Annotated in this window: 16 protein-coding genes; 7 read left to right on the forward strand and 9 right to left on the reverse strand. The window is 33.5% G+C overall.

Features of this window, described 5'->3' with window-relative positions:
- Positions 1-53: 53 nt before the first annotated feature.
- Positions 54-2156, forward strand: a complete 2103-nt coding sequence (gene recG, locus HM992_RS15295) for an ATP-dependent DNA helicase RecG (protein ID WP_179320284.1) — start codon at positions 54-56, stop codon at positions 2154-2156.
- 99 nt (positions 2157-2255) lie between these two features.
- Here the strand turns inward: recG and HM992_RS15300 are convergent, their stop codons facing one another.
- From HM992_RS15300 to HM992_RS15310, 3 genes are all read right to left on the reverse strand, one after another.
- A complete protein-coding gene (locus HM992_RS15300; protein WP_179320285.1) occupies positions 2256-2816 on the reverse strand; it encodes a type 1 glutamine amidotransferase domain-containing protein in 561 nt (186 codons plus the stop codon).
- A 71-nt stretch (positions 2817-2887) separates the two neighbouring features.
- A complete protein-coding gene (locus HM992_RS15305; protein WP_179320286.1) occupies positions 2888-3529 on the reverse strand; it encodes an SDR family oxidoreductase in 642 nt (213 codons plus the stop codon).
- Positions 3530-3538: 9 nt separating this feature from the next.
- On the reverse strand, positions 3539-3694 hold the full coding sequence (locus HM992_RS15310) for a YqaE/Pmp3 family membrane protein (protein ID WP_178984245.1): 156 nt from the start codon (positions 3692-3694) through the stop codon (positions 3539-3541).
- A 251-nt stretch (positions 3695-3945) separates the two neighbouring features.
- Here HM992_RS15310 and HM992_RS15315 point away from each other — a divergent pair, with 251 nt between their 5' ends.
- Positions 3946-4461, forward strand: coding sequence for a GNAT family N-acetyltransferase (locus HM992_RS15315; protein ID WP_195806632.1), 516 nt, complete (start codon positions 3946-3948; stop codon positions 4459-4461).
- 100 nt (positions 4462-4561) lie between these two features.
- Here HM992_RS15315 and HM992_RS15320 read toward each other — a convergent pair whose 3' ends face one another.
- A complete protein-coding gene (locus HM992_RS15320; RefSeq protein WP_179320287.1) occupies positions 4562-5566 on the reverse strand; it encodes a sugar kinase in 1005 nt (334 codons plus the stop codon).
- A gap of 155 nt (positions 5567-5721) precedes the next feature.
- On the opposite strand from HM992_RS15320, the gene HM992_RS15325 reads away from it, so the two are divergent.
- A complete protein-coding gene (locus HM992_RS15325; protein WP_178984243.1) occupies positions 5722-6249 on the forward strand; it encodes a GNAT family N-acetyltransferase in 528 nt (175 codons plus the stop codon).
- A 142-nt stretch (positions 6250-6391) separates the two neighbouring features.
- Here the strand turns inward: HM992_RS15325 and HM992_RS15330 are convergent, their stop codons facing one another.
- Positions 6392-7123 (reverse strand): energy transducer TonB, encoded by a 732-nt coding sequence (locus tag HM992_RS15330; RefSeq protein ID WP_178984242.1) that lies wholly within the window; start codon positions 7121-7123, stop codon positions 6392-6394.
- A 91-nt stretch (positions 7124-7214) separates the two neighbouring features.
- Positions 7215-9413, reverse strand: coding sequence for a TonB-dependent receptor (locus tag HM992_RS15335; protein WP_394366260.1), 2199 nt, complete (start codon positions 9411-9413; stop codon positions 7215-7217).
- A 160-nt stretch (positions 9414-9573) separates the two neighbouring features.
- Here HM992_RS15335 and HM992_RS15340 point away from each other — a divergent pair, with 160 nt between their 5' ends.
- Positions 9574-10248 carry a lysoplasmalogenase gene (locus HM992_RS15340; RefSeq protein WP_179320288.1) on the forward strand — a complete coding sequence of 225 codons (675 nt, stop codon included), beginning with the start codon at positions 9574-9576 and terminating at the stop codon, positions 10246-10248.
- Between the two features lie 2 nt (positions 10249-10250).
- Here HM992_RS15340 and HM992_RS15345 read toward each other — a convergent pair whose 3' ends face one another.
- Entirely contained in the window at positions 10251-11522 is a 1272-nt protein-coding gene (locus HM992_RS15345; RefSeq protein WP_179320289.1) for an NAD(P)/FAD-dependent oxidoreductase, read from the reverse strand.
- A 137-nt stretch (positions 11523-11659) separates the two neighbouring features.
- On the opposite strand from HM992_RS15345, the gene HM992_RS15350 reads away from it, so the two are divergent.
- A complete protein-coding gene (locus HM992_RS15350; protein WP_178984238.1) occupies positions 11660-12154 on the forward strand; it encodes an RNA polymerase sigma factor in 495 nt (164 codons plus the stop codon).
- A gap of 4 nt (positions 12155-12158) precedes the next feature.
- A complete protein-coding gene (locus HM992_RS15355; RefSeq protein WP_179320290.1) occupies positions 12159-12791 on the forward strand; it encodes a hypothetical protein in 633 nt (210 codons plus the stop codon).
- Positions 12792-13039: 248 nt separating this feature from the next.
- Here the strand turns inward: HM992_RS15355 and HM992_RS15360 are convergent, their stop codons facing one another.
- Complete coding sequence (locus tag HM992_RS15360) at positions 13040-13840, reverse strand: lysophospholipid acyltransferase family protein (protein WP_178984236.1); 801 nt, start codon at positions 13838-13840, stop codon at positions 13040-13042.
- Positions 13841-13888: 48 nt separating this feature from the next.
- Positions 13889-14533, reverse strand: a complete 645-nt coding sequence (locus tag HM992_RS15365; protein WP_178984235.1) for an NUDIX hydrolase — start codon at positions 14531-14533, stop codon at positions 13889-13891.
- A 2-nt stretch (positions 14534-14535) separates the two neighbouring features.
- On the opposite strand from HM992_RS15365, the gene HM992_RS15370 reads away from it, so the two are divergent.
- Positions 14536-15249, forward strand: coding sequence for a peptidylprolyl isomerase (locus HM992_RS15370; protein ID WP_178984234.1), 714 nt, complete (start codon positions 14536-14538; stop codon positions 15247-15249).
- Positions 15250-15251 lie beyond the last annotated feature (2 nt).

The raw sequence follows: 15251 nt of genomic DNA on the forward strand, positions 1-15251 counted from the left end.
GATTCCGAAAATTTTCGGAACTGCGTTCGCAGGAATTTGGTAAATTCGCAACTATGAGTGTGAATTTACAAACTCCCATCGATTACCTTAAAGGCGTTGGTCCTAACCGAGCGGATTTATTGCGCTCAGAGTTGGGTATTCAGACGTATCAAGATCTCATCAACCTATTTCCTAATCGGTATATAGATCGCACTAGATACTATAAAATCAATCAATTACAACGTAATAATGCCGAAGTTCAAATCATTGGAAAAATTACAGGATTTAGAGAAGTCGCCCAAAAGCGAGGCAAACGCTTAGTAGCCGACTTTAGAGACGACACAGGCATGATGGAACTCGTTTGGTTTAGAGGTCAAAAGTGGATACGTGATAGCCTAAAAACAGGCCAGACTTATGTGATTTTCGGAAAAACAAATTGGTTTGGTGGTAAATTCAACATGCCACATCCTGAGATTGAATTGCAATCTGAGCACGAAAGTAATCTGCGATCTGCCATGCAAGCCATTTATCCTTCGACCGAAAAATTGTCAAATAAGGGTATTACAAATAAAGTTGTAACGACTATAATGCAGCAATTATTTTTGGATACTAAAGGTCGGTTTGTAGAAACGTTACCTGATTCAGTTATGTCTGAATTAAAATTAATTTCCAAATCTGAAGCGCTTTTTAATATTCATTTTCCGAAGACTCCAGAGTTGTTAGCAAGAGCTCAATTTCGATTAAAATTTGAAGAATTATTTTACATTCAACTGCAATTAATTATCAAAAACCTCATTCATAAATCGAAAATTAAAGGCTTTACTTTTGATAAAGTAGGAGACTACTTTAACACCTTTTACAAAGACCATTTACCCTTCGAATTAACCAATGCGCAGAAGCGTGTTTTAAAAGAAATTAGACACGATTTAGGCAGTAATGCCCAGATGAATCGACTTTTACAAGGAGATGTTGGCTCCGGAAAGACCATAGTTGCTTTTATGTCAATACTCATGGGACTTGACAACGGTTTTCAATGTTGCCTAATTGCGCCTACTGCTATTTTGTCAGCTCAACACTACCAAGGAATAAGTGAGTTATGTAAACCATTAGGAATCAGTGTTTCACTACTTCAGGGCTCAACCAAAACTTCAGAACGAAGAATCATTCATGAAAATCTAGAAAATGGCAATTTACAGATCTTAATTGGCACTCATGCCCTGCTTGAAGACAAGGTTAAATTTAAGAATTTAGGACTCGCCATTATAGACGAACAACACCGTTTTGGAGTTAAGCAAAGATCAAAATTGTGGCACAAAAACACCCTTCCGCCAAACATTCTTGTAATGACCGCTACTCCAATTCCGAGAACCTTAGCCATGTCTGTTTATGGCGACTTAGATATCTCTGTAATTGATGAATTACCAGCAGGTAGAAAACCCATAAAAACAGTTCATCGATTTGATAACAACCGCCTAAAAGTTTTCAAATTTATGAAAGATGAAATCGCTTTAGGACGTCAAATTTACATCGTCTATCCTTTAATTCAAGAAAACGAAACCATGGATTATAAAGATTTAATGGACGGTTACGAAAGTGTGTCTCGAGAGTTTCCAATGCCAGATTATCAGATTTCAATTGTTCATGGCAAAATGAAACCTGCCGATAAAGATTACGAAATGGAACGCTTTGTAAAAGGCGAAACTCAAATCATGGTCGCAACAACCGTTATTGAAGTTGGAGTTAATGTTCCCAATGCCTCTGTTATGATTATTGAAAGTGCGGAGCGCTTTGGTCTATCTCAATTGCACCAATTACGCGGACGTGTTGGTCGTGGTGCAGAACAGAGTTATTGCATCTTAATGACGAGCCACAAACTTAGTCAAGACAGTAAAACCAGACTAGAAACCATGGTTCGCAGCAGTGACGGTTTTGAAATTGCTGAAGTGGATTTAAAACTACGTGGACCAGGCGATCTCATGGGAACCCAACAAAGCGGTATTTTAAACCTCAGAATCGCGGATATTGTAAAAGACAAGGATATCCTTGAACAATCGCGTTATTACGCTAAAAACATTCTGAAATTAGATCCTAGTTTAGCTTCACCAGAACATAGAGTCATATTAAATACCTATAGACAAATGAGTAAGTTTCGTAATATTTGGAATTATATTTCATAACCCATTGAATACTCATTTTAATATTTCAATTTGAAACAAAAAAAAGAGACGTTCATAACGTCTCTTTTCTCTTTCTTAATCAAAGCAAAGTGTTTTGTATTAAGCCACTTGCTCTTCGTGTTTACCTTCGTAGACTTCTTCGACTAATTTTTTATTGAACGCTGGTAAATCCTCGGGCGATCTACTAGTCACTAATCCAGAATCCACCACGACTTCTTCATCGACCCAATTAGCTCCGGCATTAATCATATCCGTTTTTATAGAATCATATGATGTAATTTTACGCCCTTTTACAACCCCTGCTTCTGCTAATAACCATGGTGCATGACATATAGCAGCAACCGGCTTATGGTTTTCAAAGAATGATTTCACAAAGGATACTGCAGTCTTATTCTTACGTAATACGTCGGGATTAATTTGTCCTCCAGGCAACACTAGAGCATTATAATCTTTTTGACTTACGCTTTCTAATGTTTTATCGACTTTATAAGAATTACTCCAATTTCCATCGGCCCAACCTTTGATTTCACCTGACTCTAAAGATACAATATGTACCTCCGCGCCTGCGTCTTCTAAAGCCTTTTTTGGTTCTCTTAATTCACTTTCTTCAAATCCGTTTGTTGCTAAAATAGCTACTGTTTTTTTATTTAAATTTTCCATGTTAATCTTAATTTTAATTCGTGTTAAATTTTTCTTTTGTTCTATTGAAATTCAATGTACATAGGTAAAACCTAACTAACAGTCGGTTGTAATTCACTCATGGCTTCACCAATGGAAGTGTCACCTTCTATAATTTCGAATGTGGTATTATACGGTGCATCATCGTTTAACGATTTTACCAGAGTTTGCGCCACGTCTGCTCTACTAATTTCACCACGTTTATTTAATTTTTCTTTTAATTCTATCTTTCCCTTCGCCTCATTGTTAGTTAATGAACCAGGTCTTACAATGGTATATTTAAGTCCGCTGTTTTTAAGATGCTCATCTGCATTTTGCTTAGCTTTTAAATAATCTTGCAATTCTTCTGATGCTTCTGGTTGATCTGCTCCCATAGAACTCAACATTACAAATCTGTTGACATTCGCCATTTTAGAAACAGCCATTAACCGTTTAGCTCCTTCTTGGTCAACTTCCACTACATTTTTTCCACCAGAACCCGCAGCAAAAATCACTTTATCAATGCCTTTTACTGCATGTGTTAGGTCTTCTGTTAAATCTGCAAGTACGGTTTCTACTCCATCGTCCTTAAATTGCTTTTGCTGTTCTTCTTTTCTAACCATAGCAATTGGGTTAAAATATTGCGATGCTTTTAGAAGATTAACAACTTGTTTTCCCGTGGTACCATTGGCACCAGCTACTAATATATTTTCCATAGATATTTTTTATTTACTATTCACATAGAATGCATAAATCACTCCCGGCAACCAACCCACAAGCGTTAATAACAAGCTTATTAAAAACTCGCTACCTAATCCGTGTTTTAAAAACACTGCTAAAGGCGGCATGACAATATTTAAGATTATAGTTAATAACGACATATGTTTGTGTTTTGATTCTCTACAAAATTAGAGTTCACACCTTAAAATCATTGACTTGTTCAATAGTTATCTTAGCCCATATTAAACAAATAAAATGTTAAAAAGTAAAATCTAACCTACACCTCTAAGCGCGCTGCTATAGACTTAAAAATCGTTAATAGTCCTTAGATCATTAAAATTTGAAATTTTTAAGTAATTTGGAACTATTGATTTTATAAATTGCGGGAGAAAAATCACGAACGGTTCAACCCATGATTAAAATAGTAAAAGCAAGCATTGAACATTCTGAATTGATTGCCGAAATTGGAAAAATAGCATTTTTAGAATCTCACGGAAACAGCGCATCTGCAGAAGACATTAATAGTTTTATTTCGAAAACTTACAATAAAGAAGCTATATCTAAAGAGTTTGAAGATGTGAAAACTCAATATCATATGATTTATTTTAATGATAAAGTTGCTGGGTTTTCAAAAATTGAATTAAGTACGTCTAACAAAGACATCACTGAATTAGACATCACTAAACTAGACCGAATATATCTTTTAAAAGAATATTATGGCCAAAACTTAGGATCGGAACTATTTGATTTTAATATACATTTATCAAAAAAGCAAAACCAAAAAGGTATTTGGCTAGCAGTTTGGGTAGATAATCAAAGGGCTATAAGTTTTTATACTAAAATAGGATTTCAAATTGTAGGGAAATATAATTTCAAAATATCGGAAACACGGTCAAATCCTAATCATATAATGTTTCTTAAATACTAATACCATTTCCCATTAAAGCACGAGTTTTACGTAAAATAAATTCAAGGTAAAACCAAAGTGCTAAACAACAACCAAGTACACGTTATCTCAAAAATCCCAATTACCTCACAAAACGCCCAGAAATATTACCTTCAATAATTTTAACAACGTCATCGACCGTACTGTAATTTACATCTCCTTCATATGTGTGTTTTAAAGCACAAGCCGCACACGCAAACAACATCGCTTTATAATCATCGTAATGCTGTAAACCATAGATTAAACCCGCTGCAAAGGCATCACCTGTACCAATGCGGTCTACGATATGTGTAATATCTAAATCATTGGTTTCTCTAAACTCTTTACCATTCCACATTCTGGCTCTAATCTTATGTGAAGACGCATTTAAAGCCGTTCTAATTTTGTCAAACACCTTTTCTATAGAAGTAAAGGTTTCCATAAGTTGTTTGCTCGCTTTTATAAAATCGTCATTAGCATAACTATAATTAGTTCCAAGTACTTCATTTATCTCGTTTATACCACCAATAAAAATGTTAGAATATTGCAATAAATCTACTAAAGTTTCTTTGGGATTTTTTCCATACTTCCACAACCCACTACGATACGTTGGATCAGCAGAAACAGTTAATCCTTTCTCCTTGGCCATAATCAAACCTTCTTTTAAAGTGTCATAAGCTCCTTGGGTTAATGCCGGAGTTATACCTGTCCAGTGCATCCAATTTCCTTTTCTCATTGCCTTTTCCCAATCTACCATAGCAGGTAAAACTTCCGAAAAAGACGAATGCGATCTATTATAAGATATTTGACTTGGCCGCATTACAGCTCCAACTTCTAAAAAGTAAACACCTAATGGTCGTTTAGAACGAACTAGTGAAGACGTGCTAACACCAAATTTACGAATATATGAAACTGCTGTATCACCAATAAAATCATCCGAAACCAAACTAATATGTTTAACATTACCACCAAAATTAGCGATTGAAATAGCCACATTTAATTCCGTTCCACCAAAATAAAATTCTACAATATTAGATTGCATAAATTTTTTGTTCCCTCTTGGTGAAATACGCATTAAAACTTCACCGAATGTTATAATTTGATTCATAATAGTATGTTTTATTGTTTTCAAATAAATATTTTAATTTATTTGAGATAGGTCTAAATTTTATTTTGTGATAAAAGATACGGACTAAAATTTATTTGAATGAATTAATATTATACATTGTATAAAATTTTACACACAGAAATTAAATATTTTAAATGGATTTTACCCCAATTGAAACTAAGCGTCTCATTTTAAGACCAATCACAGAAGCCGACACATTAGATTTTTATGAATTAGACTCCAACCCAGAGGTTCATCTATTTATTGGAAATGAACCTGTTATAAAAATTGAAGAGTCTCATTCCATGATTAACAAAATCTTGCAACAGTATAAAACAAATGGCATAGGCCGTTTAGCAATCATAGAGAAATCAACAAACCATTTTGTAGGATGGTGTGGCTTAAAATACGAAAAAGATTACAGAAATCAATCGAACTACTATGATTTAGGATCCAGAATAAAAGAACAATATTGGGGAAAAGGCTATGCTACGGAAGCTGCTATTTCTTCATTAGAATATGGCTTTAGCACTTTAAAACTTGCAGAAATTGGTGCCGTTGCAAACATAAATAACAATGCCTCTAACGTTATTTTAAAAAAAATTGGAATGCATCACGCTGGCACGTTTGATTACAACACCGATGTATTGAATTGGTATATCATGAAAAACCCTTATCTATAAACCATAATTCACGCAAAAATGCCATTACAAGTCATCTAGAAATACTTTTTAAACTTAACTCTTAGTATTTCAGATTAATCTCATAATGACATTTCAGTCAATTATAAAACTCAGTATTAATAAGTTTTAGTAATTATTAGGGTTAATTTAATTGTAGTTTAAAGTTAATTGGAATACTATAAGGTACACCTACATTCATATCACGTTGTCTTCCAGGTTCCATTTTTGGTAGTAAATTGATAATACGTTCTGCTTCAGTCTCTAAAAGTTGGTCTGGTCCTCTACTTTTTACTTTCGTAACCGTTCCTGTTTTATCTATTAAGAAGAAAACATATACCTTACCATCTATGTTAAGATCTGCTGCAGCTTTAGGATATCTAAAATGTTTCTGTAAATGTTCTTGAATTTTTCGTTCAAAACAAGCTCTTAACTCTGCATTATTACCTTTACAGCCCGGAAATTGTGGTACTTTTTCAATCAATGCAAAAGGTACTTCAATATCTTCTTCTATTTCCTCAACAGCAACATCTTCTATACCTACTTCGCGGTCATCAATAGTATCATCTTGACCAATTTCTGTACTTTGAATTACACTTTCTTCAACATCTTCAACATCTTCAACAATAGTAATTACTTCAGTAACCACTTGTTGTTGTGGAGGAGGTGGAGGAGGTAACACATCTATAACTGTAATTGGAATGTCCTCATCAAATTGATCATCTAACATTAACAAATCAATTTTAATGGCTTCTCTATCGTAAGTCTTATGTTCTAATCCTATATATGTTAGGAGTAACATTACGTTTAAGCCAACAGCAAAAAATAAACTGCTGTTTCGACCTACATTGGCTTTTGGGTTTTTTTTGAGTTCCATGACGTTTAATTTTGTCTTATAAAATTACGCATCATAAACGTAATAAATTATGACATATATCATATCTAACTCAGTGTCATTATTTCAAATCCTACAGACTATCTAATTGATTATCAGTTCCATTTTGACTAATCGTCCAAAAGAAACCTACAAAAAAGAATTGATCTGCTGCTGGAGTTAATGCTCTTTTGTTAAATTGACCATTTAAATTTGGTAAATCTGCATATTGATATCCATTTACATTTTTAAACCCTAACACATTATTTACCGAGACATAAAGAATTTTTTGTTGATCTAGTAAATAAGACCAATTTAAACTCAGGTTATTATAAGACTTCGTACGCTCACCTAATAGCTTATTTGTATTAGGATTGGTGTAGGGACGACCTGAAGAAAATCCATATGCCAAACCAACCTGACTTTTCCAACTGTTAATCCAATATTTACCAACAACAGAAAAATTGTGATTGGTAGCATAACTTGGCTGTGCAGCTGTTGTATAATTTCTATAATCGCGCTCGGTATCTAAATAAGAATAGCTAACCCAATAATCCACTGCTTTTATACTTGTATTATCCCGCCAAAATACGTCTAAACCCTGTGCATAACCATTTCCTGAGGTATTAAAATCACTATCAAATCCCTCATAATCCGTATCAAACTTTATTAAATTATCGTAATCTTTTCGGTAGGCTTCAGCTCTAAAAATTTTACCAGCGTTTACAAATTGATAATTCAAAATATAATGTGATGTTTTTTGTGCTTGTAAATCTTGTTCAAACTTTAAAATATTGCTATTCGGGTTTTGAAAAAAGTTACCATACGCTAAGGAAAACTGTCCGTTTTTAGAACTTTTATAAGCTAATGCAGCTCTAGGTGCAATATCTGTTTTATAAAATATAGAACTATAATCTGCCCTCAATCCAACTTTTAAAGCTAATTTTTTCGAAAATATCACATCTGCTTCTGCAAATACTGCCGTAATATTATTATTGAAACCATAAGTTTCGTTAATCATGTCTTCTTTATAATTCTCATTAAAATCGGTAATAAACTGCTCTGCTCCAAAACTCAATTTAAATCGACTATTGAAACGCTTTTTTAATTTCAACTTTAAATGTGCTGAGTTTTCAGTATCATCTATTTCGCTGGTTTCAATACCTATTTTATTTTTAGCGTAAGTATAACTGATACCAGATGCTAATGTCCAACTATTTCCTAAAACACCTTTATAAGATGTGTTGAGGTAGAAGTTATTGTTATTCAATTTAAAATTTATACCATCATCAGCGTTTATATCTTCTTGATTGACTTCAAATTTAGTCGCATCAAAAGCAGCATAAAACTTCAACATACCGTTATTTAATTTTTGCCTAAAAACAGTTTCACCTTGTGCACCCGATACAGGTTTTTTCCACTCATTTCTATCTTCAAAAACAGCCAAATAGGGAGCCAAATTAATATAACTTGCACTAAAACTTAAGGACGACTTGTCCCATTTCTGCGTATTCCCTAAACTAGCACCAAGACTCATAATCCCAATATCTGTTTTATTTTGGTCTGGCTCATCAATAGTATTTAAAAGTAACACACTAGATAAAGCTTGGCCGAATTCCGAAGAATAGCCACCTGTAGAAAACGTAACACCATCAAATAAAAAGGGAGAATAGCGTCCACGCGTAGGAATGTTATTGGTTGTTGGCGTATACGGTGTAAAAACACGAATACCATCTATAAAAATTTGTGTTTCATCCGCATTTCCTCCACGCACAAACAAACGACCATCCTCTGAAACATTAGAGGTTCCTGGTAAGGTTTGTAGCGCACCAACATAATCACCCAAAGCACTTGCTGTAGTTACCACATCTAAAGGTTTTAAAACTGAAACTCTAGAATTGTCCCCAGCTTCAAAAGTACCCGCACTAATAACTACAGCATCTAGAGACTCAATATCTTCTCGTAATTTAACTTGAAGATTATTCAGTTTTGAAACGTCTTCAATTATTGTTTTAGTTTCAAAAGACAAAAAGGAAATGATTAATGTTTGAACCCCTCTTTCTTCAGTGGAAAATGAAAATTCACCATTTTCATCTGATGTTGCCCCATCGTAAGTGCCTTCTAGATATACATTGGCACCATAAATAGGTGTATTTTTATGATCTACTACGTTTCCTGAAATGGTAGTTTGCGCAAAAGCAAGTGATGTAAAACATAAGGTCATAATAATGATTAAATTATTACTATGTCCGTTTCTATTGTTCCTCCTCTGTTTGTGACGCTGTGATTTCATGATTTGATTGGTGATTTAAAATTCGATTTTTGATGATGAGACAAATTTGAAGTATTTATAAGTCTGCATAAATTCTATCTTACCGAACTGTATAATTTCTATGACGAATTGAATATATTTGAATCAGTTCAGAATATCACACAAAAAACACCTACCAAAAATGTTATCTAAATCAGAAAAACAATTCAGCATACTCTTCTTAATAATTGTGCTCATCGAACTTTTAACAGGACAAATAGAATCCTTAGAAAACGTTCATTATATCGCAAAACCTGCAATAGTAATCAGTCTTATTTTTTTGTTTGTAAAAACCTCTGAATCAATCCCAAAAACAATAAAAAACAAGACTCTTTTAGCTTTGTTGTTTTCAGTACTCGGAGATATCCTGCTGATGCTTGTAGAACAATCGCTTCACTTTTTTACGTTGGGCTTAGTTGCCTTTTTAACGGCTCACATTATGTATATTCTGGTGTTCTTGAAACATAGAAACCTACAAAAATCACCTATTGGATTTATAGCTTTATTACTCGTCTATGCAGCGAGTTTATTCTATTTTCTAAATGGTAATTTGGGAGATATGTTAATTCCGGTGATAATTTATATGTTGGTTATTTTAGGTATGGCAACGTCAGCTTATTTAAGAAAAGACAAGGTGAACATACTTAGTTACGGACTGGTATTTTTAGGTGCGCTGTTTTTTCTAATTTCGGATAGTATTTTGGCCCTCAATAAATTTTATGAGCCACTCGCCTATTCCAATATTAGTATTATGGTGACGTATGCTTTAGCGCAATACTTAATTGTTATTGGGATTCTAAAACTAAAAGAGGACTAACTTTACTTCTTAAAAGGTCTGATTATAAGTCGTGCTGCTTTATCAAAATTGATATAATTGTATGTCCAGTTGAATAATACAATCACGCGATTTCTAAAACCTACCAACGACATTAGGTGCACAAACATCCATATAAACCAAGCAAAAAAGCCACCAAACTTATAATGTTTTAAATCTACAACAGCTTTATTTCTGCCAATTGTAGCCATAGAACCTTTATCCTTATATACAAATGGTTTTAAAGGTTTATTTGCAATTAGTCGCAATAAATTTTTCCCAAGCAAATGACCTTGCTGAATAGCAGGTTGTGCTACTTGAGGATGCCCTTTGGGATACACTTCTGTAGACATTAAAGCAATATCGCCAATTGCAAAAATGTTGGAATAACCTTCAACTTGATTAAATTGATTAACGTTATACCTATTCGCTCGTTCTATTATCGCTTCAGCTTTTAAACCTTGAATTGGAGCGCCGGTTACACCTGCAGCCCAAATTAAGGTTTCAGATTCCATTTTTAATTCAGAATTCGTCGTTACTGTTTTACCATCGTAATGTTTTACAAAGGTGTTACAATGCACCTTCACTCCTAATTTATCTAAAAACTTCGATGCTTTTCCTGAAGCATGTTCACTCATTGGAGGCAACACACGTTCTGCACCTTCTAATAAATGAATGTGCATATCATCAGGATTTAGATCATTATAATCTCTAGGTAAAATATTATTTTTAAGTTCTGCAATGGCTCCTGCTAACTCTACTCCGGTTGGTCCTGCTCCAACTATTACAAAGTTGAGATAAGCTTCACGCTCTTCGTTTGAAGTTGATATGGCTGCTTTTTCAAAATTCTGTAAAATAAGACTTCGTATATCCAATGCTTGAGGCACCGTTTTCATTGGCATACTATTAGCTTTAATAGCATCATTACCAAAATAATTGGTTCTAGTACCAGTGGCAATAACTAGATAATCAAAAGTTAAATCGCCAATAGAAGTAATAATCGTATTGCTTTCTGGTAGAATTTGCTCAACTTGTGCAAAGCGAAAAAAAGTAGTTTTATGCTTTTTTATAATCTTCCTAAGTGGATACGCAATCGAATCTGGCTCCAACCCAGAACTAGACACTTGATATAATAAAGGTTGAAAAGTATGATAATTGCGTTTGTCTATAAGAACAACTTGAACATTTTTATTAGCTAAAGATTTAACTAAATTTACACCGCCAAAACCGCCACCTATTATGACGATCCTTGGTAGGTTAGACTGAGGAATATTCATTGAGTAATGAGTTGAAATTTCAACTGTAAAAATACAAAATACCAAAGCGAAAACTACCTTTTTAAACAATAGTTAAATAAATGTGTAACAAATTCGAAACACATACTACTAATTAGATAACCAACCAATTTCATCAATTGAACAAAGAACTTGAACATAGTTTTGTAGAACAGTTGCAAAAGCATCAGAACATTGTGCATAAGGTGTGTCGTTTATACACTAACAATGCAGATGCTCATAACGACTTGTTCCAAGAAATCACTATACAATTATGGAGAGCTTATCCAAAATTTAGAGGTGATGCTAAATTTAGCACTTGGATGTACAGAGTAGGTTTGAATACCGCTATTACGTTATACAGAAAATCAAAAAGAAGCATAAACACACAAGCATTTGATACTGTACAGTTTAAAATTAAAGCAGAAGAATATGACGATACGGAAGAGCAACAATTAAAACTCTTATATGAAGCAGTACATCAATTAAATGATATTGAAAAAGCCTTAGTTTTCTTGTATTTAGAAGACAAAGACTATAGAGAAATAAGCGCGACTCTAGGTATAACGGAAGTTAATGCACGAGTAAAAATGAATCGTGTTAAAAAGAAATTAAAAACAATATTAAATCCGTAAGGTTATGGATGAATTAGAATTATTAAAGAAAGACTGGAATAAGTCTGACAACCAATACCAATCATTTTCGGATAGTGATATCTATAAAATGAGTCATAGAAAATCGTCTAATATTGTAAAAACGTTGTTTTACATCAGTGTGGCCGAATTGATTTTTTGGGTATTAATAAATTTCCTACCGTTTGTACTTTCTGATACGATGAAGGCACAACTCGAAGAAATGACTCATAGTTGGCTATACGTTGGCATGAATATCTTAACATATTCGGTCATCATATTATTTGTTTATCTCCTTTGGAAAGCACACAAGGCTATTTCTGTTACTGATGATGCCAAAAAACTTATGGAGAGTATCTTAAAAACAAGAAAGATCATTAAATATTACGTGCTTTACAATTTACTTATCGGACTAATTAGCATGCCTTTAGGATTCTATATTTCTATTAGTGATCATCCTGAAATAGCTGAAAAGTTAAGTACGGCTTCAACAACACAATTAATTGTAATCTCGGCAGTTGCTATAGGTACAACCCTTGTCTTTTTAGGGTTGGTTTGGTTATTTTATAAATTAATTTATGGTATTTTAATTAAGCGACTTAACGCAAATTATAAGGAATTGAAGAAAATAGAAGTGTAAAAACACATATCAAAAAATCACATAAATTTAAACTATCACTAAACAACGAAGCGATTGACACAACAGAAAAAGGCTTCAGAATGACGTTTCAGTAGCTATTGTATTAATTGGTGATTTTATATCTTATAATTCTGATGTGTGAGCAGATTTCTTCAAAACATCGCATAAAGATTACACATTAATAATTGAAGATTTTACAATGTTTACTTTTCGATATGTAGAAAAAAACTAAAACTTTAAACTACAATCTACATATCACGTAATTCCTTATTCAAGCGTTCATTTTCTTCTAATACGTCTTGAGGAATTACTTTTAGGAATGACGGATGCTGTTCAATAGCATATTCTATTTTTTCCACAATGCTATCAATCGATTCATTATCATAATCGATATCCAAAGGCTCTTTAATTTCAAAGGACTGAAATATATTTTTCTTTTTAATACGAAGGCCTTTTTTATCAAACGAGCGTCTAAACCCATCAATAACAATAGGTACAACAACAGGTTTATATTTTTTTATAATATGAGCTGTACCTTTTCTAATTGGTTTAAAAGGTGTAGTTGTGCCTTGTGGAAATGTCACAACCCAACCATCATCTAAAGCCGTTTTTATCATGGTAATATCGCTCATCTTAACCTGACGATTCACGTCTTTACCTTGTGATCTCCAAGTACGCTCAATACTAATAGAACCTGTGTAAGCAAATATCTTTGGAAGTAAACCAGATTTCATGGTTTCCTTCGCTGCAACATAATACATGTTCATCTTAGGGTTCCACAAATAACCTACGTTTTTAATATTATCTAAGCGTCCACTTAAACTTGCGTTAAACACGTGAAACATAGCGATAACATCAGCAAAATACGTCTGATGATTAGAAATAAACAATACGTTGGTATCTGGAAGATTCTTAATAATTTCAGAACCTTCAATTTGTAAATCATTAAAACCTCTAAAACGTCTATGTGTAAAAACACCTAAAAGTCTTATAAGCCATTTTTTTACCCAAAGTATATGTCCGAAAGGATTTCTTTTAAATAATCCCATAGTAAATTTTCAAATTTTGTCAAATACAAATGTAACCATTAAGTTAAATTATAAAACTTGTTTTAACAAGTCTTTTATTTCTCCAAGCATCATTGCTGTTGCTCCCCAAACAATATGACCATTAAATTTAAACGCTGGTACATCTACCTCCACACTAAAAGAGGTTGGTACTCTTGCGGTTAACACACTACTATCACTTAAAAAATCTTTAAGGCTTACTTCAATAATCGCTTCAACCTCTTCATCTTGTTTTAAAAAAATTAAATACTCTTTTGAAATTCCAAGGTAAGGATGCACCATAAAATTACTTGGAGGTATATAAATAGGAGACATTTCTTTTAAGACTTCAAAATGTTGTCTAGATACTCCTACTTCCTCTTCCGTTTCTCTTATAGCTGTTTCCATGAGGTCATTAGCATCATCATCTTCATATTTCCCACCTGGAAAGCCCACTTGTGCAGAGTGCACTCCTTTATACGTTTTACGTAGAATAAGTACCAAATAGGTTTCGTCATTAGTTTTTGGATAAAACAATGCCATAACTCCCGCTTTTCTGGCGGTTTCAGACTTCTTCTTCATTTTTTCTGCCAACTCTAAACGATAAGGCGGAGACATTTTTGCATGCGAGTCTTCGCCAGAAAGCTCCAGATGTTTTATTTTTACTACAGATTCTAAAAACGTATTAAATAGCATTTATGAGATTTCTTTTACTGTTTCCGATGGCTTTTGGAATTGGATTATTATTTCTGAGTTGTGAAGATAAACAAACTTCAAAAAAAACTAATACTACAGTTATAAAAGATTCTACTGTTTCTAAACCGAAAGCTGAACCGAAAAAGAAAGCCACTGCTGACTATCCTATACTTACGGATACTAATGCTATGGACTTCTTTTTAAAGTACGAAAAAGAGAATCCAGAACATAAAGTCCGTATTACAACCGACTTCGGCATTATAGAAATAGAACTGTACGACAAAACAAAATTCCATAGAGCAAACTTTGTTTACCTTACCAAACGCAACTATTTTGATGGCACACAATTTTACAGAGTGGTTAAAGACTTTGTGATTCAAGGCGGCAGTAGTGACGATTATAATTTAGCTAAAAGACGACAAAAAATAGGGAAATACTTACTACCACCTGATACAAAAAGAGGCTACACCCATAAACGCGGAGCAGTTTCTATGCCAAGCAGTGAAATGGATAACGCCTATAAATTAGCATCGCCTTTTCAGTTTTTTATCATTCAGCGCCATGGAGGTGCGGATTATTTAGATGATGATTATACTGTTTTTGGAGAAGTGACCTCTGGTATGGACGTTGTAGATAAAATTAATGCCGTTAAAACAGATGAAGGTGATTGGCCTTTACAGAACGTTTATATTAGAAAGGTTGAATTGATTGAGTAAGA

Origin of the sequence: Winogradskyella helgolandensis (assembly GCF_013404085.1) — a bacterium.
Taxonomy (GTDB): Bacteria; Bacteroidota; Bacteroidia; order Flavobacteriales; family Flavobacteriaceae; genus Winogradskyella; species Winogradskyella helgolandensis.